This window comes from Micromonospora sp. NPDC023737, assembly GCF_040639715.1.
In the GTDB taxonomy this organism is placed as follows: domain Bacteria; phylum Actinomycetota; class Actinomycetes; order Mycobacteriales; family Micromonosporaceae; genus Micromonospora.
In genome coordinates, this window is the sequence record NZ_JBFAAL010000020.1 from 25977 (window position 1) to 45250 (window position 19274).

The window sequence follows — 19274 nt, forward strand, 5'->3', positions numbered from 1 at the left end:
TCGCGGCGCTGATCATGACGTCAGCGCTGATGGCCTGCGCGGGCGCCAGCGCGAGTGAGGACCAGCACCCGGCGGCCGCCGACGGCTACCCCAGGACGATCAAAACGGACGTGGGGGACGTCACCATCAAGTCCCGCCCCGAGCGCATCGTCGCGGCGTCAACCAACGCCGCGGAGATCGCGCTCTCCCTCGTCGGCCCGGATCGCCTGATCGGCGTACCCGAGTGGCCCACGGACGACCGGCACAGCCCGTTCGCCGCTGAAGCGCGCCAGGTGGGGCACACCGTCGGAACGGTGGCCGATGATCCCGAACAGATCCTCGCGCTCAACCCTGACCTCGTGCTCATCACGTTGGCTCACGACACCGAGCGCGACGCGCTCAAGGTGCTGCAGCAGGCCGGCTTGCCCACCCTCGTGTTGAGCCACTTCCCGAGCGTCACCACTGACGCGTTGGCAGACATCTCCCTGATCGGTGAAGCGCTCGGTGCCGAGCAGAAGGCCACCGAGCTGGTCGGTCAGCTGCGTGGTCGGTTGGATGCCGTCAAGCAGGCTGTTGCTGGGAGCACGGTGAAGCCACGGGTCGTGTTCATCTCCATGTGGCTCGACACCGGCCCGTACGTGACCGGACCGGGGACCATCAACCATGACCTGATCACGCTCGCGGGAGCAGCGAACGCGATCGAGGACGCAGGCTTCGACAGCAGTGGCTATCTGGATCCGGAACAGCTCGTCAAGGCAGCACCGACCCATATCGTGACGCTGGATTCCGCTGGGGTCGGTCTCGACAAGCTCACCAAGGGATTCCTGAAGAATCCGGCACTCGCCAATGTTCCCGCCATCGCGAAGGACCGGATTCTGGTGCTGCCCGACCGGATGTTCTCTCCCGCGCAGGCCGGGATTGAGGGCCTCGAACTGATGGCCAAGTGGCTGCACAACCCGAACGCCACGCGGGAGGTGCAGTGACGCAGGCGCATGCCCACCGCACCGTCGCTGGGAAACCGCGGGCGGAGCTGGCCCACCTGCTGCGGCGGGCGGGTTTCACGCCGACCGCCGCCGAGCTGGACCAGGCGGAACTGCTCGGCTACCGGGCCTCCGTCGAACGGCTGCTGAGCCCGCCGCCGCCCGCCGAGGACGAGCAGTACCTCGTACACCGGCATCTCCCGGCAACCGAGTTGCCGATCGAGGCCGCGATGGCCGCTCCCGAGGTCATGTGGCAACTGATCACCAGCGGACACCCCCTGCGGGAAAAGGTCGCCCTGTTCTGGCATGGGCTGTTCGCCACCGCGTTCAAGGACGGCATCGCCGGCGTCGACCAGGCAGCCCAGTTCGCGATGTTCCGTCGGCACGGCCTGGGCAGTTTCGCGGACCTGCTGGTCCGGCTGTCACTGGACCCCGCGATGTTGGTGTGGCTGGACAACCAGCTCAGTGCGGCCGACCGGGTCAATGAGAACTTCGGCCGGGAACTCCTCGAGTTGTTCTCGATGGGGCGCGGCAACTATGACGAACAGGACGTGCACGCCAGCGCCTCGGCCTTCACCGGGTGGGCGGTCCGTCCCGGGCCGTCGGCGTTCCACCTCGGGGCTCGCCGGATGTGGTTCCACTACGACGCGCAGCGCCACCACGGAAGCCCGCAACAGATGCTGGGCCGAGATGTCGTCAACGGCCACGACGTCGTAGCGGCGATCATGGCGCAATCCGCTACGGCCCGATACATCGCAACCCGGCTGTACCTCTTCTTCGTCGAGCAGAGCCCGCACCCGGAGACCGTCGCTGCCATGGCGGACACGTTCACTGCGACCGGTGGCGACATTCGGGCGGTGCTGCGAACCCTGTTCACCAGCCGCCGGTTCCTCGACCCGGTGGTACGCCGCGTGCAGGTGAAGTCGCCGGTCGAGCTTGTCGTGGGACTGGCCCGGACCGGGCAGTCCTGGTCAGTTCCCGACCACCGGCTCGGGGAACTCGTCGACGCGGCCGCCCTCATGGGGCAGCGCCTGCTGACACCGCCCAACGTTGCCGGCTGGGTCAGCGGCGAGGCGTGGCTCCAGGGCTCCAACCTGCTGGAGCGGATCAACTTCGCCGCCCGAATGGTCAGCGCGTCGGCGTTGCTGGTGGGCCGCGCTGAGCAGACCGGTCTTCCGGTGTTGGACGCCTGCCTGGCGGCGCTTGACCTTGATGACGTGTCGGAGCAGTCGCGGGACTCGTTGGCGCGGGCCATCGGGCGCCTCGGCGACGACGGGGAACCGACCAGCGGTCGGGCCATGACCCTTGCCGTCGCATTGCCCGAGTTCCAGTACTGCTGAAAGGAAGGCCATGTCCTCCAATTTCGTGGTGATACACCTTGCCGGCGGTAACGACGCCCTGAACACCGTTGTGCCCTTCACGGATCCGCACTACATCGCAGTCCGCCCAACCCTCGCCCTTCAGCCGGATGCTGAGCTGCCGACACTGCGTCGTCCGGGACGTGAGGACGTGCCGGGCGGGCCGAGCGTGCTGCCGATCAACGACTCGCTAGGCCTGCATGGCGCCCTCACCGGGTTCCGTGACCTGTACGAGCAGGGCAGACTGGCCGTACTGCTGGGCGTGGGGTACCCGGAGCGAGACCGGTCGCACTTCCGCTCCCTGGACGTGTGGCACACCGCCGAACCGCACCAGGTCCGCAGTGACGGGTGGCTGGGCCGAGTCGCGTCGGTGTTGGACCCGCAGCATGACAACCCGGTGCTACTGACCAACATCGGCCGGGCGATGCCGCTGGCCCTGGCCGCTCCTGGCGTCATGGCGGCGTCGCTGGAGTCGATCGGAGGATACGGCCTGCTTCCGCCGGCCGACCGACGTGACGCCGCTGAGGGTGTCGCTCATTCCGATCTGGCCGCCCTAGCGGCCAGCTTGTACCAGGGCCGCGCGCTCCCCGACCCGTGGGGCTCCGCGCAGCAGGTCGGGGTATCGGCGATCCGCGGGATCCGCTCCTTCGACGCGGTTCCCGATCGCGCCGAGACCGATGTGCAGTATCCGCCGTTCAACCCCATCGCCGCGCGCCTGGAGGTCATCGCGCGGATCGCCATTGCCGGTGTGGGGGCGCAGATCTTTCACACCAGCCATGACGGCTACGACACGCACGAGAACCAGTTCGCCACGCAGCACAGGCTGCTGGCCGATCTGAGCGAGGCCGTCACCGTGTTCCTCGACGACCTGGCACAGCGCGATCCACTGGACCGTACTCTGGTCTTGATCCATTCCGAGTTCGGACGCCGTATCGCCGAATCCCGCGGCGGCACCGACCACGGCGGAGCTGGAGTCGCGTTCCTGGTCGGCAACGGCGTGGCCGGCGGCATCTACGGTGACATGCCCAGCTTGCGCCGCGAGGACAGCATCGACGGTGACCTGCGCCCATCGTTGGACCTGCGCGAGGTGTACACCGCGATCCTTCAGCGGTTCCTGAACGTCGACGCTGCGGCGGTGCTCGGCAAGGCGTTGGGAAGCCTACGGCTGGATCGGACGGTGGCGTGATGACCGCGGCGGCAATCAGTATCGGCGTATGGGGCAACAAGCTCCGGGGGTTCGCTCACCCGGTCGATGCCTGCGTCGACGAGGCAACGGGACACCTGCTGGTGCTCAATCGCTCGACTTCCTGGAGCTCGCCGCACGGCCGTGCCGTGCGTGTCAGCGTGTTGGATCGGCCCGACCCCCATGCCGATGTGATCGCGGAGATCGCACGCCATGGCTCCGAGGCCGGCCAGCTGATGGCCCCGGTGGCGCTGGCTGCCGACGGGACAGGCCGGATCGCCGTCACCGACGAGCACAGCCACACCGTGACGGTGTTCGGCAGCGACGGACGGTTCATCAGCCGTATCGGCGGTCCCGGGACGGCACCTGGCCTGTTCGATCACCCCGCCGGGATCGCCGCCGACCCGGATGGCATCTGGGTTGCCGACGCCGGCAACGACCGGCTGCAGCGGCTCACCTGGGACGGCGCACCGATTGCCGTCGTTGGTTCGACCGGCCTGGGCCCGGGTCAATTCCGCAGGCCGTGGATGGTGAACGCCGATACCGAGGGAAACCTCTGGGTAGCTGACTGGGGCAACGACCGTATCCAGGTCCTCGACCCCCAGGGAACGTGCCGACAGGTACTCGGTTCGCCCGAAGGCGAGCCGTTCCTGCGGCCAAGCGCAGTGCTCCCCATGCCCGACGGTGGACTCGTAGTCTCCGACTGGGCGCACCGGTGCATCCATCGCTTCGATCAGCGGATGCGGCGCATCGGGGTGTGGTACGGGTCGGCGCAACTGTCACCGTGGGGGCAGGAGCGGCTCGCCCAGTTCGACACCATCGCCGGACGCCGCGACGCGGCCGCAGACCCAGCCGGGGAACAGCTCATGGGGCGGCCGGGCGGGCTCTGCGCCTTGCCGGACGGGAACGTGCTGGTTGCGGACACCGCACACCATCGACTCCAGGTCTACCCGAGCGTGTAACGCGGCCGCCGGATGCGACGCCGCGGTGGTATGTCGCACGGGACGAAACCTCCTGCACAGGCTGCTGCCAGGTCGCGATCGCCCGGTCGGTGAGTGTGGGGACGGGTCACCCGGCCGGGTGACCCGTCCCCACACCGCAGCGTCAGACGTCGTGCACCTGCAGCACCCGGCTGACCGGCGCGGCGTCGCCGAGCGCGGCCCGCAGCGCCACCCGTTCCGGGTCGGCGAGGAAGCTCTCCTGACCGCCCGGGGTGGCGAACCGGATCACGTGTACCTCGGTCCGGCCGTCGCCGGTGCGCAGCCGCCGTTCCAGCCGTCCACCGTGTCGGCCGAGCATCGCGAGCACGGCGTCCTCGTACCGCTGGCCGGCTTCGACGTCGGGCAGCTCGACCAGCACGGCCAGCCGCACGGCGTCGGCCGGGTCGGCGACCAGCGACTTCCAGAAGTGGTGGTCGACGTGGCCGCCGGGAATGCCGTCCCGGATACCCGTGTCGGTGTAGCCGTGACGCCGGTAGAAGCCCGGCGCCTGGAACGAGAACGACGACACGGAGATCTCGGTACAGCCCCTTCGCCGCGCCTCACCCTCGGCCGCCCGCAGCAGCCGGCCACCCCAACCGTCGCGCCGCCGGTCCGCCCGGACCCAGACGGTGTCGATGCCGGCCCGCCCACCCCAGGTCCAGCCGGTCAGACCGGCGACCAGTTCGCCGTCGCCGTCGGTGACCCGGACGGAGAGCCCGGCCTCGTCGTCAGCGCCGGTGGCGGCGTTGTTGAAGGCGGTCAGCTCCCGGTCGATGCGGGCGGCCAGTTCCGTGTCCTCGCCGGCGACGCGCAGGGTCGGCGCGGCGGTGTCGTCTCCCGTCGTCATGGCGCGGAGTATGGCAGCGGACGGGCGCCGGGGGACACCACGCGACGGGTCAGGGGTCGATGCCGACGGCCTTGGCGCTGGCCGTCCAGAGCCGCGCGGCGAGCCGCGGGTCGGCCGCCTTGCGCAGCGGACGGCGCAGCCGTCGGTTGTAGTAGTACCCGCCGTTCAGCAGTCGCGCCGGGTCGGAGTTGACCAGCCAGAGCAGCGTCTCCGCGCCCTTCTCCGGGCTGCGGAACGGCAGCAGGCGCATGCCGGCCGCGACCAACCGGCTCTCGTTGCCGAACCGGGTGCGCACCACACCCGGGTGGAAGCAGTGCGCGTGGATCTCCGGCCAGCGCCGGGCAGCCTCGGCGGTGAAGAGGATGTTCGCCTGTTTGCTGGTGCCGTACGCCGTCAACGCCCGGTAGCGCCGCAGCGGAAGGTTGAGGTCGCTCGGGTCCAGCGCGCCGCTGCGGTGCGCCCCGGAGGCGGTGACCACGATCCGGCCGACCCGGTCGCGCAGCAGGTTGCTGAGCAGGAACGGTGCCAGATGGTTGGCCTGAATGGAGAGTTCGTACCCGTCGACCGTGGTGACCGGCTGGAGCACGATCGCGCCGGCGTTGTTGACCAGTACGTCGATCCGGTCGTACGCGGCGCGCAGCTTCTCGGCGAGCCGGCGTACGTCGTCGAACACGGCGAAGTCGGCCCGGAACAGCTCCGGCTTCTCTCCGGACGCGTCGCGGACCCGGTCTCCGGCGGTTTGCAGGCGCGCCGGATCGCGGCCGACCAGTACCACCTGGTCACCTCGGCGCGCCAGGTCGACCGCGGCTGCCAGGCCGATGCCCGAACTGGCGCCGGTCACCAGCACCAGGCGCCGCCCAGTGAGATCTTCCACAGCTCCGTTCACCCCGGTCATGGCGCGACGTTACCGTGGCGTAGCCCCCTTTGGGATCGTTGAGCCTCAGTCTTCGTCGGCTGGCGTCGGCGTTCCTGCCACGCCGGAAGGAGCCATCCATGGCCGCTGTCGGTCGCCCCCGCCGGTCCTGCCTGGCGGTACCGGGTTCCAGCGTCAAGATGCTCGGCAAGGCCCAAGGGCTCCCGGCCGATCAGGTCTTCCTCGACCTGGAGGACGCGGTCGCGCCGTTGGCGAAGCCGGACGCCCGCAAGAACATCGTGGCCGCGCTCAACGAGGGCGACTGGGCCGGCAAGACCCGGGTCGTACGGGTCAACGACCTCACCACCCCGTGGACCTACCGGGACGTCATCGACGTGGTCGAAGGCGCGGGCGCCAACCTGGACTGCGTCATGCTGCCGAAGGTGCAGAACGCGGGTCAGGTGCAGTGGCTGGACCTGACCCTCACCCAGTTGGAGAAGACGCTCGGCCTCGAGGTCGGCCGGATCGGCATCGAGGCGCAGATCGAGAACGCCGCCGGCCTGGTCAACGTGGACGAGATAGCCGCCGCGTCGCCGCGGGTGGAGACGATCATCTTCGGTCCGGCCGACTTCATGGCCTCGATCAACATGAGGTCGCTCGCGGTCGGCGCGCTCATCCCGGATTACCCCGGCGACCCCTACCACTACATCCTGATGCGGATCCTCATGGCCGCCCGGATGCACGACAAGCAGGCCATCGACGGGCCGTTCCTGCAGATCCGGGACCTGGACGGGTTCCGCGAGGTCGCCCGGCGCTCGGCCGCGCTCGGCTTCGACGGCAAGTGGGTCCTGCACCCCGGCCAGATCGAGGCGGCGAACGAGGTCTACTCGCCGGCCCAGGCCGACTACGACCACGCCGAGCTGATCCTCGACGCGTACGAGCACTACACCTCGGAGGCGGGTGGCAGGCTCGGCGCGGTGATGCTCGGTGACGAGATGATCGACGAGGCGTCTCGAAAGATGGCCCTGGTCATCGCCGCCAAGGGGCGGGCCGCCGGAATGACCCGCACGTCCTCGTTCACCCCACCCCAGCAGTGACCGCCGGTCGTGCCGGCCGGGACGTCCCGACCGGCACGACCGCCGCGGTGGTCAGCTGTTCTGGTTCGCCGCGACGACGATCGCGATGATGATGCCGATCGTGGCGAGCACCGCGATGACCGTGGAGATCCAGCCCGTGATGATGCCGGCGGTCGCCATGCCCTCGCCGCTCTCGCCCCGCTCGCGGATCTGGCGCCGGGCGATGTGGCCGAGGATCGCACCGACGACGCCGATGATGCCGCCGACGCCGTACCCGCAGAGGCCCATGATGCCGGTGATGCCGATGACCATCGCGGCGACCGCCATCCCGTTGGTCGGCGGCGCGGGCGGATAACCGTAGCCCGGGTACGCGGGCGCGTGGCCCGGCTGGGCGTACGGCGCGACGGCGGGCGGCTGTTGCGCGGCGTACGGGTCGGCCGGGGCGTACGGCCCCACAACGGGTGGCTGCTGGCCGCCGTACGGATTCGCCGGCGCGTACGGGTCGACCGGGCCCGGCTGAGCGGGTACCGGCGGGCCGCTCATCGGCAGCGTCGGATCGGCTGGTTGGCTCGGCTGCTGGCCCGATCCTGACGGATCGTGCCAGCCGGGCTGTGGAGGATAGGTCATGCGCTCTCTCCGTTGGCTGCGTGTGCCGCCAGGGTAGCCAGCACCGGGCAAAACCGATGCCCCCGGCATCCGGGTGCCTCGTTGCCCGTGCCGCCCCGAACGGGCAGGATCCAGGCATGGCAATCGACGCGCGCGCCGCGGACCGCTCCGGCAGTCGACCGAGACGGGACGCGAGCCGTCCGGGCTTCGCCCGGCGCAACCGCGCGACCGCACCGACCAACGTGGCCGATCAGGATCTACCGGTCGCGTTGCCGGATCCGGTGACGATGCGGCTCGACGGCCGGGTCGCGCTGGTGACCGGGGCCGGCAGCCCGGACGGCATCGGCTTCGCGACCGCCCGCCGCCTCGCCGACCTGGGTGCCCGGGTGGCGATCGTGTCCACCACCCGCCGGATCCACGAACGGGCGAGCGAACTGGGAGTCACCGGGTTCGTCGCCGACCTGACCGACGAGTCCGAGGTGGGCGCCCTGGCCGACGCGGTCGCCGAGCAGCTCGGCGACGTCGAGGTGCTCGTCAACAACGCCGGCCTGGCGAGTCGGGCCAGTCCCGAGGTGCTCCGCCCGGTCGCCCAGCTCACGTACGACGAGTGGCGCGGTGAGATCGACCGGAACCTGACCACGGCGTTCCTGTGCAGCCGAGCGTTCATCGGCGGGATGGCCGAGCGGGGCTGGGGACGCGTCGTCAACCTGTCGGCCACCGCCGGACCGGTCAACGCGCTGCCCACCGAGGCGGCGTACGCCGCGGCCAAGGCGGGCGTGGTCGGGTTGACCCGGGCCCTCGCCATGGAGGCGATCGCCGACGGGGTGACCGTTAACGCGGTGGCCCCGGGCACCATCTACACGGCGGCGTCCACGATGGCCGAGATCAAGCAGGGGCTCGGCACGCCGGTCGGACGGCCCGGCACACCGGACGAGGTGGCCGCCGCGATCGCCTTCCTCTGCTCGCCCGCCGCGTCGTACATCACCGGGCAGATGCTGGTGGTCGACGGGGGCAACAGCGTCCGCGAGGCCGAGTTCCGCTGAGCCCACGCCGACGGGTGATCAGTAGTTGTTGCCGTTGCTGCCGGCGAGGATCACCACGGCGAGCCAGCCGCAGCAGGCCAGCAGGCCCAGGCCGGTGAAGACGTAGCTGAGGATCAGCCCCCAGGTGGCGAGCTGTTCGCCTTCCTCACGGCTGGTGCGCAGCTGCCGCTTGGCCAGGTGGCCGAGGACGATGCCGGCCGGCGCGAAGACGAACGCGAAGACCAGCGACAGGATCGCCAGCACGTTGGTGCGGACCGGGCCGGAAGGAGCCGGCCCGTACTGCCCGTACGGCGGCTGCGGGGCGTACGGCGGCTGCTGCCCCCACTGCGGGCCCGGCGGGTAGCCGCCTGGGTGACCGAACGGCGGTTGGTCGGGTGCGGGTGGAGTGGGTGACTCGTCGGCGGGCGGTAGGTACGGCGGGCGTTCCGGCGGCGGACCGAACGGCGACGGCTCGTCCGGCGGCGGCGCGTAGGGCGAACGCTCCGGCGGCTGCCCACCGGGCGGCTGGTCCCGCGGTGGCTCGTACGGCGAGGGTGGCTGCTCGTGACCGGACGGGTCGGACGGCGGCGGGTTCGTCACGGTCTCCTCCTCCTGCCGGCGCCGGGGCATGGGCCCTCTTGCCGGACGCTACCCGCAGCGGTGAACCTTTTCACAGCGGTTGTGTGGACTGGTCACCTTGGCCTCGTCGCGAGGGCGACCGATACTGACCGAGCGTTCAGTTACCCACGAGTAATGCCCCGATCCCCCGGAGGCTGACATGGCTCGACTCGCCCAGACGCCCGGCCTGACCGATGTGCAGCGGTCGATCCTGGAGACCGTTCGAGAGTTCGCCGACAAGGAGATCATCCCCCACGCGCAGCGGCTGGAGCGCGCCGACGAGTACCCGACCGGCATCATCGACGGGATGCGCGAGATGGGGCTGTTCGGCCTCACCATCGCCGAGGAGTACGGCGGGCTCGGCGAGTCGCTGCTGACGTACGCCCTCGTGGTCGAGGAACTGTCCCGGGCCTGGATGTCGATCTCCGGAATCGTCAACACGCACTTCATCGTGGCGTACCTGATCTCCCAACACGGCTCGGCCGAGCAGCGGAGCCGGCTGCTGCCGAGGATGGCCACCGGCGAGACACGGGGCGCGTTCTCGATGTCCGAGCCGGAGTGCGGCTCCGACGTCGCCGCGATCAAGTCGAAGGCCGTCCGCGACGGCGATGGGTTCGTGATCGACGGCCAGAAGATGTGGCTGACCAACGGGGCGTACTCCTCGGTGGTGGCCACCCTGGTCCGGACCGACACCGGCGCCGACTCGGTCTACGGCAACATGAGCACCTTCCTGCTGGAGAAGGAGCCCGGCTTCGGCGAGACCGCGCCCGGCCTCACCATCCCCGGCCGGATCGAGAAGATGGGCTACAAGGGTGTCGAGACCACGGAGATGGTGCTCGACGGGGTGACCGTGCCCGCCTCGGCCGTATTGGGCGGGGCGGAGAAGGTCGGCCGCGGCTTCTACCAGATGATGGACGGCATCGAGGTCGGGCGGGTCAACGTGGCGGCTCGGGCGTGTGGCATCTCGATCCGGGCCTTCGAGTTGGCCGTCGCGTACGCCCAGCAACGCCGCACCTTCGGCCAGCCGCTCGCCAAGCACCAGGCCGTCGCGTTCAAACTCGCCGAGATGGGTACGAAGATCGAAGCCGCGCACGCCCTCATGGTCAACGCGGCCCGGCTCAAGGACGCCGGCCAGCGCAACGACGTCGAGGCCGGCATGGCCAAGCTGCTCGCCTCCGAGTACTGCGCCGAGGTGGTGCAGGAGGCGTTCCGCATCCACGGCGGCTACGGCTACTCCAAGGAGTACGAGATCGAGCGGCTGATGCGGGAGGCGCCGTTCCTGCTGATCGGTGAGGGCACCTCGGAGATCCAGAAGACGATCATCTCCCGCGGCCTGCTCAAGGAGTACAAGCTCTGACCGCCGTCCCGGGATCGCCGCGGCGGAGCCTTCGCTCGCGCAGACCCGACCTGGCGCGGCAAGCCGGCCGGGGCTGCGCGGTGGGGCCCGGTCAGCCGAGCCGGGTGAGCGCGCCGACGGCGCGTTCCACCGCCAGGCAGCGGTTCTCGACGTACTCGATGCCCGCCTCCTCGGCGATCCGCCGCGCCTCGGGCGAGATGATGTCGAGCTGAAGCCACACGGCCGGGGCGCCGATCGCCACCGCCTGCCGGACCACCTCGACCGCGTCCTCGGCGGGCCGGAACACGTTCACCAGGTCCACCGGGTGCGGAATGTCGGCGAGCGTGCGGTAGACCCGCTCACCGAACAGTTCGTCGGCGCTCGGGTTGACCGGGATGATCCGCCAGCCGTGCCGCTGCATCTGCAAGGGCACGCTGTGCGCGGCCTTGAGCGGGTCGCGGGAGGCGCCCACCACGGCGATCACGGCGGAGTCGGCGAGAATTTGCTGAGCGGTACGCACCGGGCGACTGTAGCCCCGCGACCCGACGTTCGCCCACGAGCGGTCAGAGCAGGGTGAGCTGCTCGGCGGCCGGCGGTGGCGGTGGTTGCGGAAGGTCGCGGTTGTCGCCCTGCTCAGCCCGGTGCAGGCCGTGCCGACGGGCGGCTATCCGCACCCGCGCGGTCAGCTCCCGCTGATAGGCCTGTGGGGCGTACGAGCCGGCGCGGTAGAGCTCGCGGTAGCGGGGCACCAGGTGCGGAAACTCGTCGGCCAGCCAGTGCGCGTACCACTCGCGAGCGCCGGGGCGCAGGTGCAGCGGTATGGGAGTCACGCTCGTCGCCCCGGCCGCCGCGATCGCCGCCACGGTGGCGTCGATCGACTCGTCGTCGTCAGTGAGGCCGGGCAGGATCGGCGCCATCAGTACGCCCACGGAGAAGCCGGCCTCGGAGAGCATCCGTACGGCGTCCAGCCTGCGGCGCGGGCTGGGTGTGCCCGGCTCGACGGCCCGCCAGAGCCGCTCGTCGACGAAGCCCACCGAGAAGGAGACGCCGACCCGGGTGACCTCGGCGGCCTGCCGCAGCAGCGGAAGATCGCGCAGGATCAAGGTGCCCTTGGTGAGGATCGAGAACGGGTTGGCGAAGTCGCGCAGCGCCGTGATGATCTGCGGCATCAGCTGGTAGCGCCCCTCGGCGCGCTGGTAGCAGTCGACGTTCGTGCCCATCGCGATGTGCGCGCCCCGCCAGCGCGGCGCCGCCAGCTCCCGCCGGAGCAGCTCGGCCGCGTTGACCTTGACGATCACCTTCTGGTCGAAGTCCGCCCCGGCATCCAGGTCGAGGTAGGTGTGAGTATTTCTCGCGAAGCAATATTTACATGCATGACTGCATCCACGGTAGGGGTTGATCGTCCACTCGAACGGGACGTGTGAGTTGCCCCCCACGCGATTGATGATCGACTTGGCCTGCACCTCGTAGAACGTCATGCCGGCGAAGCCGGGAGTGTCGAAGGTGCGGACGGTCGCGCCGGGCAGCGCCAGCGGCAGGGGTGGCGTCGCTGGCGCTGCCCGTTCGAGAGTCCCCTCGTCCGGGGGAGCGGCGAGGTTGTCCCAGCGCATGGCCATTATTCGAACACATGTACGAGCACGGTGCAAGCGTGTCCGTCGTGTCGCCGACCACCTCGTCGACGCCGGCACGGCCTCCGGGTGGAGGATGGAGGCATGGAGAGGTCGACGTTCGTCTACGACGGCGATTGCGCGTTCTGCACCCGCTGCGCCCAGTTCATCGAGCGGCACATCCCCACCTCGGCTCGGGTGATGCCGTGGCAGTTCGCCGACCTGACCGCGCTGGGTCTGACCGAGGCGGAGTGCGACCAGGCCGTGCAGTGGGTCGGCGTGGACGGCGTACGCGCCGCCGGGCCGGACGCCATCGCCCGGCTGCTCGGCGACAGCAATCTGCTCTGGCGGGTCGCGGGAGCGGCCCTGCGCTTCCCGCCGGTACGCGCGGTGGCCTGGCCCGCGTACCGCTGGGTGGCGCGCAACCGCGACCGGATGCCCGGCGGGACCGCCGCGTGCGCCGTGCCGGCCGCGCAGCGGGACTGACCCCGCCGTCGGTCGGGGGCGTCGTCAGCCGGGGAGGCCGGTGCAGGCTGTGTCGTCGATGGTGCAGGCGGTCGGGGCCGCGCTGACGAGCGCGCCGGCGACCCGGAACGTCACCTGTACGGAGCCCCGTCCCGGCACCTGCCCGCCGCCGTCCGGCACGAAGGTCCAGGTGGTGCCGTCGCGGGTGACGCGGGCCCCGGTGACCGCCGTGACCTTGAGGGACTCCCGCGGCAGCGTCACCACCAGGGTCCAGTCCGGTGCGGGCACCGTCCCCGGGTTGCTGATGTCGACCGTGGCCCGGTAGCTGAGCAGCGCGCTCTCGTCGATCGCGAACTCGGCGCGCAGCGGTGCCGGAGCCGGGGCGGACGTGGTCGCGGCGGCACTGGACGGCGTCGCGGTGGTGGGGCTCGCCGTCCCGGCGGGGCGGCTCGGCGTGGGGGCGACGGATGTGGCGGGGCGGGCCTCCGCGCCGGGGGTGCCGGGCTCGGGCGCGGCCGCCGGGCCGGGGCCGGGTGGTGGGTCCAGGGCCACCGGTGCCAACCGCTCCGGTGTGCGCAGCACCAGGACGACCGGTATCGCCGTGGCGACGAGTACCGTCAGCGAGGCGACGACGGCGATCCGAGCGGCACGTGATCCCGTGCTCCGGTCGATGACCGTACGCCGGACCGACGCGGCGAGGGCCACGATCCGGTCGAGCACGATGATCGCCACGGTCCGCCGTGGCTGCGGCGGTGATGCCGGCACTGCCCACTTCCCCCTTCAGATGGTCCGACGCGCGTCGCGGCGGGGCCGCCACGGTGGTTCGTCGGTTCAGAGCGCGCGGAGCCCGGCGAGCAGCTCCCTGAGCAGTTCCTCGGAGGGCAGCTCGGCGAGCGTCGGCGGTTCGTGTGTCTCGATCAGCCCGGCCGCGAGCAGGTCACCGAGGAGTACCCGGACGGTGCCGACCGGCAGGTCCAGTTCCGCGCCGAGTTCCGCCACCGACAGCGGTCGATGACACATCTCGACGATCGCCGACTGCTCGGGGAAGAGCCGTCCGGCCGCGGGAGCCGGGCCCCGGGCGACGACCAGGGTGATCAGGTCGAACCGGCCCCGGTCGGGGGCCGCGCGGCCTCCGGTCATGGTGTACGGCCGGACCACCGGCCCGGCGTCGTCGTCGTACCACGCCTCGTCAGCGGCTCCGGTCGGCTGCACCGATCTCCCCGGTCGTCACGGTGGAGGCCGGCGTGAGGTACACCGGTAGGTGCCGTTCGGCCTGCCCCACGAAGAGCGCCACCTCGTACGCCATGTCGCCGACCTCGGCATCGGCTCCGATGCGGACGGTGAGGATGGCGCCGTTGCGGGTGGTGGCGACGAAGAGGAACGCCCGTGCCATCTGCACGACGATCTGCCGTAGCGCGCCGCCGACGCAGACCCGGGTGGCGGCCGAACCGAGCGCCTCCAGCCCGGCGACCAGGCTGGACAGTTGACCCGCCAGTTCGTCGTGGACGCCCCGGCTGGCGCCGAGCAGCAGCCCGTCGGGGGAGAGCACCACCGCGAACTCGGCGCCGTGCACCCGGTCGACCAGATCGTTCAGGGCCTCGGTCAGGCCGTCGGCGGTGACCACTGAATGCGTCATGAGCGTCCTCTCGCTGCTCTGGGTGCCGGTATCTCAACCGTGTCGGTGCCGGCCCTGCCCGGCCCGGGCTGACCGGACCCGGAATAGCGGGTCCGGACCGGCAGGTCGCCGGCGGAGCCGGGGCCGACCGATGGCCGAGCCGACGGACCGGACCGGGGGCCACCCGGCCCGGGCGCTGCGGCGTCCGGCCCCGTCGGCGTGACCAGGGCGGACGGGAGCAGCACGATCGCCGCCGTTCCGCCGCGAGGACCGGGTTGCAGCGAGACCCGGGCACCGCAACGGGCAGCGAGTAGTGCAGCAGCGTACAGGCCGGTGCGGCCGGACGGGGGACCCGCCATCGGTGGATCGGCCAGTGTGAGGTTGGCTGTGGCGAGGGCGGCCGGGGCGAGGCCTGGTCCGTCGTCGGTCACGACGACGGCGCAGCCGCCCGGCCGGTGCTCGCCGGCCATCCGGACCGTGGTCTCCGCCGGGGAGAACACCAGGGCGTTCTCGACGAGTTCGGCGAGCAGGTGGATGACGTCGGTGACCGCGGGTCCGGCGAGGTGCCACGGCCAGTGCGGAGCGACGAGGACCCGCTGGTAGTCGGCGACCTCGGCGACGGCGCCGCGGGCCACGTCGAGCAGCGGAACCGGTCGGCGCCAGCGTCGGGACGGTCTGGCCCCGGCGAGAGTGACCAGTTTTTCGACGTTGCGCCGCAGCCGGGTGGCGAGGTGATCGAGTTGGAACAGCTCGGCGACCTCCTCCGCGTCGTGCTCGCGTCGCTCCATCAGGTCGAGCAGGTTGAGCTGCTCGCGCAGCAGCACCTGGTTGCGCTGGGTGAGGCGGAGGAACAGTTCCCGGGTGGCCGCCCCGCCGGTGTGCTCGACCCGCCGCCCGGTCACGGAGCCGCCGCCTGCGCGGCCCGGGCCGGCGGCTCTCACGATGCCGTTGTCCCGTCCGCCCCACCCGGTGGCTGCGGGACCTCCGTTCGCGTGAACGTTCCTAACCCCGGGGACGGGACGGCCGGGCGCGTGGTCGTTCCGGCCGTCGAGCGGGGCGCGTCCGGGCGACCCGACGTCACGGGCGGCGGCTGATCCGGGACGGCCACCGGCGGGAGGCCGGCGCAGCTCCCCGGCCGGTGCGGCGGGTCGGGTGTGGCGGCTGGGGTCGGGTGCGGCGGAGAACCGGCGGAGGGCGCGGGCCCCGGCGAGCAGCAGGGCGACCAGCGCGAGCAGGCCGAGGCCCAGCACGGCACCGGTACGCACGACCAGCAGGGCCGCTCCGGGCGTGGCCCGTTCCACGCTTTGCCGGGCCGTGGACCTGACCAGGTCGTGCAGTTCGGCCAGGGCGGGCGCGGAGGCGGCCTGCCACTCCTCGGCGCTGGGCTCGGGGCGGGAGTCGACCGGGTGCAGCAGCCGATCCTCCAGCGAACGGAGTGCCGCGAACCGGGGGCCCTGCACCAGGGTCAGGTAGGCGTCCTGATCGTTGCCCGGCAGCCCGACGACGGCCTCGGTGCCCGCGTACCGCCGGATCTCGATCAGCTCGGCGAGGCGACGTCGGTCGTCGGCGCTGGTCAGGCCGGCCGTCAGCGCGGCGGTGAGCAGGGTGTCCTCCCGGGCGAGCAGTTCCCGCGTACGGGCGAGCGCCACGATCGACCGGGTCTCGGCGGCCAGCCGGTTCTCGCGGGTACCCCACTCCGGGCCGTACACGGCGAACGCGACGTCGATGAGCTGGTCGTAGCCGGTGACGGCCTCGGGTCGGCCGGCGTCCGCGTCGGCGCGCAGGTCGGCCAGTCCACCGAGCCGGCGTAGCAGCGTGTCGGCGCGGTCGTGTACCGCCCCGGCGGTGAGCAGCCGCAGGTCGGTACCGCCGGCGGCGTCGCGTAGGGCGGTGACGCTGCGGTCGGTGTCGGTGCGTGCGCCGGTGAGGGCGGACGGCTCCTGCGTCCCGCTGGCGATCGTGCCGGCGGTGAGGCGCCGTTCGGTCTGCAGGTCACGGATCAGCCGGTCGGTGGGCTGGCCGAGGGTCTCCGCCAGGGCCCGGACGCGGAGCAGGTCGGCGGCTTCCGCGCCGGTCAGGTACGCGGCGTACGACCAGAGCACGAGCAGCGCCACCGCTGCGGCGGCGAAGAGGCGCCGGATCGGTTGCCCGGTCATCGTCGTCGCGGGTTCGCTCATCGGGTCGACCGTCCGGGCCAGGGCTGCCCTGCCGCCGTGTCGGGGCGTTGGGCCACGATGGTGCGTAGCAGCGCCAGCAGTTCCGCGCGGTTGGCGCAGTCGAGGCGGGACCGCATCCGGGCCACGTGGTGTTCCACCGTCTTCGCCGAGATGAAGAGCCGGTCGCCGATCTCCCGATAGGTGAGCCCGGCCAGCACCAGTTCGGCCACCTCCCGCTCGCGGTCGCTGAGCCGGTGCGCGGCCGGCGTGGCCAGCGCGTCGGCGACCTGCCCGTCGTCGCCGGCCACCGATGGCCGATCCGGCCGGGACCCGGCGGACCGTCCCTGGAGCGTCCGGGCGCAGTCGAGGAGGGTGGTCATGGCTCGGCGGTCCGAGGTGCGGATGGCGGCCTGTCCGGCGAGCCGGGCCCCGTCCCAGCAGAGCCCGGCTTCGTGCAGGCCGCGGGCTGCGGCCTCCACCGGGACCGGGTCGACCACGCCACGCAGCACGTCGACCCAGCTGGCGGCGGCCGCGGCGACCACCGTGCCGTACCGGCTGTGCGGCGCGGCGGCCAGCAGCGCGGCCACGTGCTCGTCGGCGGCGCCCGGCTCGTCGGAGAGGATCGCCGCGTGCAGGCCGCTCCAGTGCAGCGGGGTGCTCCACAGTGGTGGATCGCCGAGCCGGGCCAGTAGCGACCGGGCCCGGTGCAGGTGTGGTGCCAGCCGGTCCAGGTCGCCGAGTCTGGCGCCCGCGATGGCCAGCTCACCGAGGGGGAGCAGCGTGAACAGGTCCACCGGGTGGCGTACGACGGCTTCCAGGGCGTGCCCCCAGCCGCGCTGGAGCGCGCCGAGGTCGCTGTTGCGCCGTGCGATGCCCAGCTCCAGGGCGGTGGCGAAGAGCAGGTCCCGCGACTCGAGCGGCCGGCCGTGGCCGGTGACCGCGCCGAGCCGGGCGGTGGCGTCGGCCGTACGACCCCGGACCATCAGGATCCAGGCCTGGAGCAGCCGGTGGCGGCGTGCCATCAGCGGGCCGCCGATGCCGCTGGCCACCGCCCGGTCGAGCACCCGCTCCGCGATGTCCAGCTCACCTGCGTGTACGGCGATAAGCGCGGCGAGGGCGGCCGGGCTGTCAGGCAGGAGCACCGCTCGGCCGTCCGGCTCCAGCAGCGCCGTCGCCTGCACGAGGGTGGACAGGGCCGCCGTCGGCGCCCCGCCGAGACTCTCCCGTATCCCCTCGGCCATCAGCCGGGCTGCGCTCGCGTGCAGGGTCGGCGGCCCGCCACTGTCGTCTTCGTGGGCGTCGGCCGCGGCCGCCGGGTCGCCGGCGGCCAGCGCGCCGACGGCGGCGAACGCCGCCGCCGGGGCCGCTCCCGACCAGCGGTACAGCTCGACGCTGCGGCCGACCTGGCCGCGATGGGTGAGCGCCGTCGCGGCGACCAGTGCTGCCTCGGCGCGTTCGGTGGGCGTCGCCGAGGCGAGCAACCGGTCGGCGAGGCGGAGCGCGACGTCGAGGTCTCCGGCGAGGGCCGCGGCGACCGCCTGCCGGACGGCTACCGGCCGTCCGGCGGTGGACGCCGCCGCGAACAGTTCCGCCGCGAGGGCCGGCTCGGTGGTGAGCGCCTCCTCGGCGGCGGCCTCGAGCGTCCCGGCCGGGCAGTCCCTGGCCACTCCGGCGCCGAGCAGTGCACGGACCAGCGGCAGCACCGATCCGCCTCGGGCGAGCTGGACCTCGCTGAGCCGACGCCAGACCGCTGTGCGCTCGGCGGCCGGGCTGAGTGCGGTCACCGCCCGGCGTACCAGCGGAGCGAGGCGGCCGTCCGCGCCGAGCAGGCCGGCGGCGCGGGTCGCGGCGACGAGGGCGTCCACCTCGGCCGGCTCGCGGCCGAGCAGCGCGCCGAGCAGGTCGATCGGCAGCGGTACGCCGGCGGCGACGGCCAGCAGCAGCCGACGGACGTCGGGGGAGAGGTCGTCGAGGTCCGGGCCGAACTCGAGGACGGCCTGCCGGGGCGGCTCGGTGGGGACGCCGGGTCGCAGGTCCTGCCCGCGCAACGCCCGGGCCAGCCGCTCGACGTCGCGGGGCACTCCGGCGGTCTGGCCGTGTACGAATTCGATCAGGTCGGGTCGCCGGCCGAGTTCCGGCACGGTGGCGAGGTACGCGGCGGTCTGTTCGCGGGCGAACGGGGTGAGCAGGATGAGCTGTCCGTCCCGTCGTACCGCGTCGGCCAGCTCGACCAGCGGGGCGGATCGTGGCCACGGCCGGTAGGCCACGACGAGCCGGTGCCGCCGACCGGCCACCAGCTCGCGCAGTGTCCGGAGTCGGGTGTCGTCGAGCAGGTGCGCGTCGTCGACCAGCAGGACGGCGTCCGGGTCGGCTGCGGCGGCTCGCTCCGGGGCGGCCACGTCGACGGTGACGCCGGCGCGCCGGTGGATTCCGGCCAGCTCGGCGAGGTACGCGCTGCGGCCGTGCCCGTCCGGGGCGGTCACCGCGAGCAGCAGCGGTGCTGCCGGATCGGCGGTGACGTGGTCGAGCAGGTTCCGCGCCGCGTGATCGAGTATCAGCCGGTTCCCGGCGAGGGCGCTCGTGGTCATCGTGG

General features: G+C 72.1%; 19 protein-coding genes. 8 read left to right on the forward strand and 11 right to left on the reverse strand.

All coding sequences use genetic code 11. The annotated features are described in order from the left end of the window. The first annotated feature begins 14 nt into the window (after nt 1-14). The 4 genes from AB0F98_RS28250 to AB0F98_RS28265 all read left to right on the forward strand — a co-directional run bounded on the left by AB0F98_RS28250 (nt 15) and on the right by AB0F98_RS28265 (nt 4462). Nucleotides 15-962 carry an ABC transporter substrate-binding protein gene (locus AB0F98_RS28250; protein ID WP_357741384.1) on the forward strand — a complete coding sequence of 316 codons (948 nt, stop codon included), beginning with the start codon at nt 15-17 and terminating at the stop codon, nt 960-962. Continuing rightward, entirely contained in the window at nt 959-2299 is a 1341-nt protein-coding gene (locus AB0F98_RS28255; RefSeq protein ID WP_357741387.1) for a DUF1800 domain-containing protein, read from the forward strand. Before AB0F98_RS28250 ends, AB0F98_RS28255 begins: the two co-directional genes overlap by 4 nt. A 388-nt stretch (nt 2300-2687) precedes the next feature. Further along, a complete protein-coding gene (locus tag AB0F98_RS28260; protein ID WP_357741390.1) occupies nt 2688-3503 on the forward strand; it encodes a DUF1501 domain-containing protein in 816 nt (271 codons plus the stop codon). Next, nucleotides 3503-4462: an NHL repeat-containing protein gene (locus tag AB0F98_RS28265; protein ID WP_357741394.1), complete on the forward strand. Its 960-nt coding sequence runs from the start codon at nt 3503-3505 to the stop codon at nt 4460-4462. Before AB0F98_RS28260 ends, AB0F98_RS28265 begins: the two co-directional genes overlap by 1 nt. Before the next feature lie 142 nt (nt 4463-4604). Here AB0F98_RS28265 and AB0F98_RS28270 read toward each other — a convergent pair whose 3' ends face one another. Then, on the reverse strand, nt 4605-5327 hold the full coding sequence (locus AB0F98_RS28270; RefSeq protein ID WP_357741397.1) for a GNAT family N-acetyltransferase: 723 nt from the start codon (nt 5325-5327) through the stop codon (nt 4605-4607). 49 nt (nt 5328-5376) lie between these two features. Then, nucleotides 5377-6201: an SDR family NAD(P)-dependent oxidoreductase gene (locus AB0F98_RS28275; protein ID WP_357741557.1), complete on the reverse strand. Its 825-nt coding sequence runs from the start codon at nt 6199-6201 to the stop codon at nt 5377-5379. 119 nt (nt 6202-6320) lie between these two features. On the opposite strand from AB0F98_RS28275, the gene AB0F98_RS28280 reads away from it, so the two are divergent. Next, nucleotides 6321-7277, forward strand: a complete 957-nt coding sequence (locus AB0F98_RS28280; protein ID WP_357741400.1) for a CoA ester lyase — start codon at nt 6321-6323, stop codon at nt 7275-7277. 51 nt (nt 7278-7328) lie between these two features. Here the strand turns inward: AB0F98_RS28280 and AB0F98_RS28285 are convergent, their stop codons facing one another. Then, nucleotides 7329-7883 (reverse strand): DUF4190 domain-containing protein, encoded by a 555-nt coding sequence (locus tag AB0F98_RS28285; protein ID WP_357741403.1) that lies wholly within the window; start codon nt 7881-7883, stop codon nt 7329-7331. Nucleotides 7884-7999: 116 nt separating this feature from the next. Between AB0F98_RS28285 and AB0F98_RS28290 the strand changes: the two genes are divergently transcribed. Beyond that, a complete protein-coding gene (locus AB0F98_RS28290; RefSeq protein ID WP_357741406.1) occupies nt 8000-8905 on the forward strand; it encodes an SDR family NAD(P)-dependent oxidoreductase in 906 nt (301 codons plus the stop codon). 18 nt (nt 8906-8923) lie between these two features. Here AB0F98_RS28290 and AB0F98_RS28295 read toward each other — a convergent pair whose 3' ends face one another. Continuing rightward, nucleotides 8924-9484, reverse strand: coding sequence for a DUF4190 domain-containing protein (locus tag AB0F98_RS28295; RefSeq protein ID WP_357741408.1), 561 nt, complete (start codon nt 9482-9484; stop codon nt 8924-8926). Nucleotides 9485-9662: 178 nt separating this feature from the next. Between AB0F98_RS28295 and AB0F98_RS28300 the strand changes: the two genes are divergently transcribed. After that, on the forward strand, nt 9663-10859 hold the full coding sequence (locus tag AB0F98_RS28300) for an acyl-CoA dehydrogenase family protein (protein ID WP_357741411.1): 1197 nt from the start codon (nt 9663-9665) through the stop codon (nt 10857-10859). A gap of 91 nt (nt 10860-10950) precedes the next feature. Here the strand turns inward: AB0F98_RS28300 and AB0F98_RS28305 are convergent, their stop codons facing one another. Further along, nucleotides 10951-11358, reverse strand: a complete 408-nt coding sequence (locus AB0F98_RS28305; RefSeq protein WP_357741414.1) for a CoA-binding protein — start codon at nt 11356-11358, stop codon at nt 10951-10953. A gap of 43 nt (nt 11359-11401) precedes the next feature. Beyond that, nucleotides 11402-12448 (reverse strand): Rv2578c family radical SAM protein, encoded by a 1047-nt coding sequence (locus tag AB0F98_RS28310; RefSeq protein WP_357741416.1) that lies wholly within the window; start codon nt 12446-12448, stop codon nt 11402-11404. Between the two features lie 102 nt (nt 12449-12550). Here AB0F98_RS28310 and AB0F98_RS28315 point away from each other — a divergent pair, with 102 nt between their 5' ends. Continuing rightward, nucleotides 12551-12931 (forward strand): DUF393 domain-containing protein, encoded by a 381-nt coding sequence (locus AB0F98_RS28315; RefSeq protein WP_357741418.1) that lies wholly within the window; start codon nt 12551-12553, stop codon nt 12929-12931. 24 nt (nt 12932-12955) lie between these two features. Here AB0F98_RS28315 and AB0F98_RS28320 read toward each other — a convergent pair whose 3' ends face one another. The 5 genes from AB0F98_RS28320 to AB0F98_RS28340 all read right to left on the reverse strand — a co-directional run bounded on the left by AB0F98_RS28320 (nt 12956) and on the right by AB0F98_RS28340 (nt 19269). Beyond that, nucleotides 12956-13642 (reverse strand): cellulose binding domain-containing protein, encoded by a 687-nt coding sequence (locus AB0F98_RS28320; protein ID WP_357741420.1) that lies wholly within the window; start codon nt 13640-13642, stop codon nt 12956-12958. A 99-nt stretch (nt 13643-13741) separates the two neighbouring features. Further along, nucleotides 13742-14122 carry a DUF742 domain-containing protein gene (locus tag AB0F98_RS28325; protein WP_357741422.1) on the reverse strand — a complete coding sequence of 127 codons (381 nt, stop codon included), beginning with the start codon at nt 14120-14122 and terminating at the stop codon, nt 13742-13744. Then, nucleotides 14100-14546: a roadblock/LC7 domain-containing protein gene (locus tag AB0F98_RS28330; RefSeq protein WP_357741425.1), complete on the reverse strand. Its 447-nt coding sequence runs from the start codon at nt 14544-14546 to the stop codon at nt 14100-14102. The genes AB0F98_RS28325 and AB0F98_RS28330 overlap by 23 nt, the downstream gene beginning before the upstream one ends. Continuing rightward, on the reverse strand, nt 14543-16702 hold the full coding sequence (locus AB0F98_RS28335; protein WP_357741428.1) for a nitrate- and nitrite sensing domain-containing protein: 2160 nt from the start codon (nt 16700-16702) through the stop codon (nt 14543-14545). The genes AB0F98_RS28330 and AB0F98_RS28335 overlap by 4 nt, the downstream gene beginning before the upstream one ends. After that, nucleotides 16699-19269, reverse strand: a complete 2571-nt coding sequence (locus AB0F98_RS28340) for a helix-turn-helix transcriptional regulator (protein WP_357741431.1) — start codon at nt 19267-19269, stop codon at nt 16699-16701. Before AB0F98_RS28340 ends, AB0F98_RS28335 begins: the two co-directional genes overlap by 4 nt. Between the last annotated feature and the right edge of the window lie 5 nt (nt 19270-19274).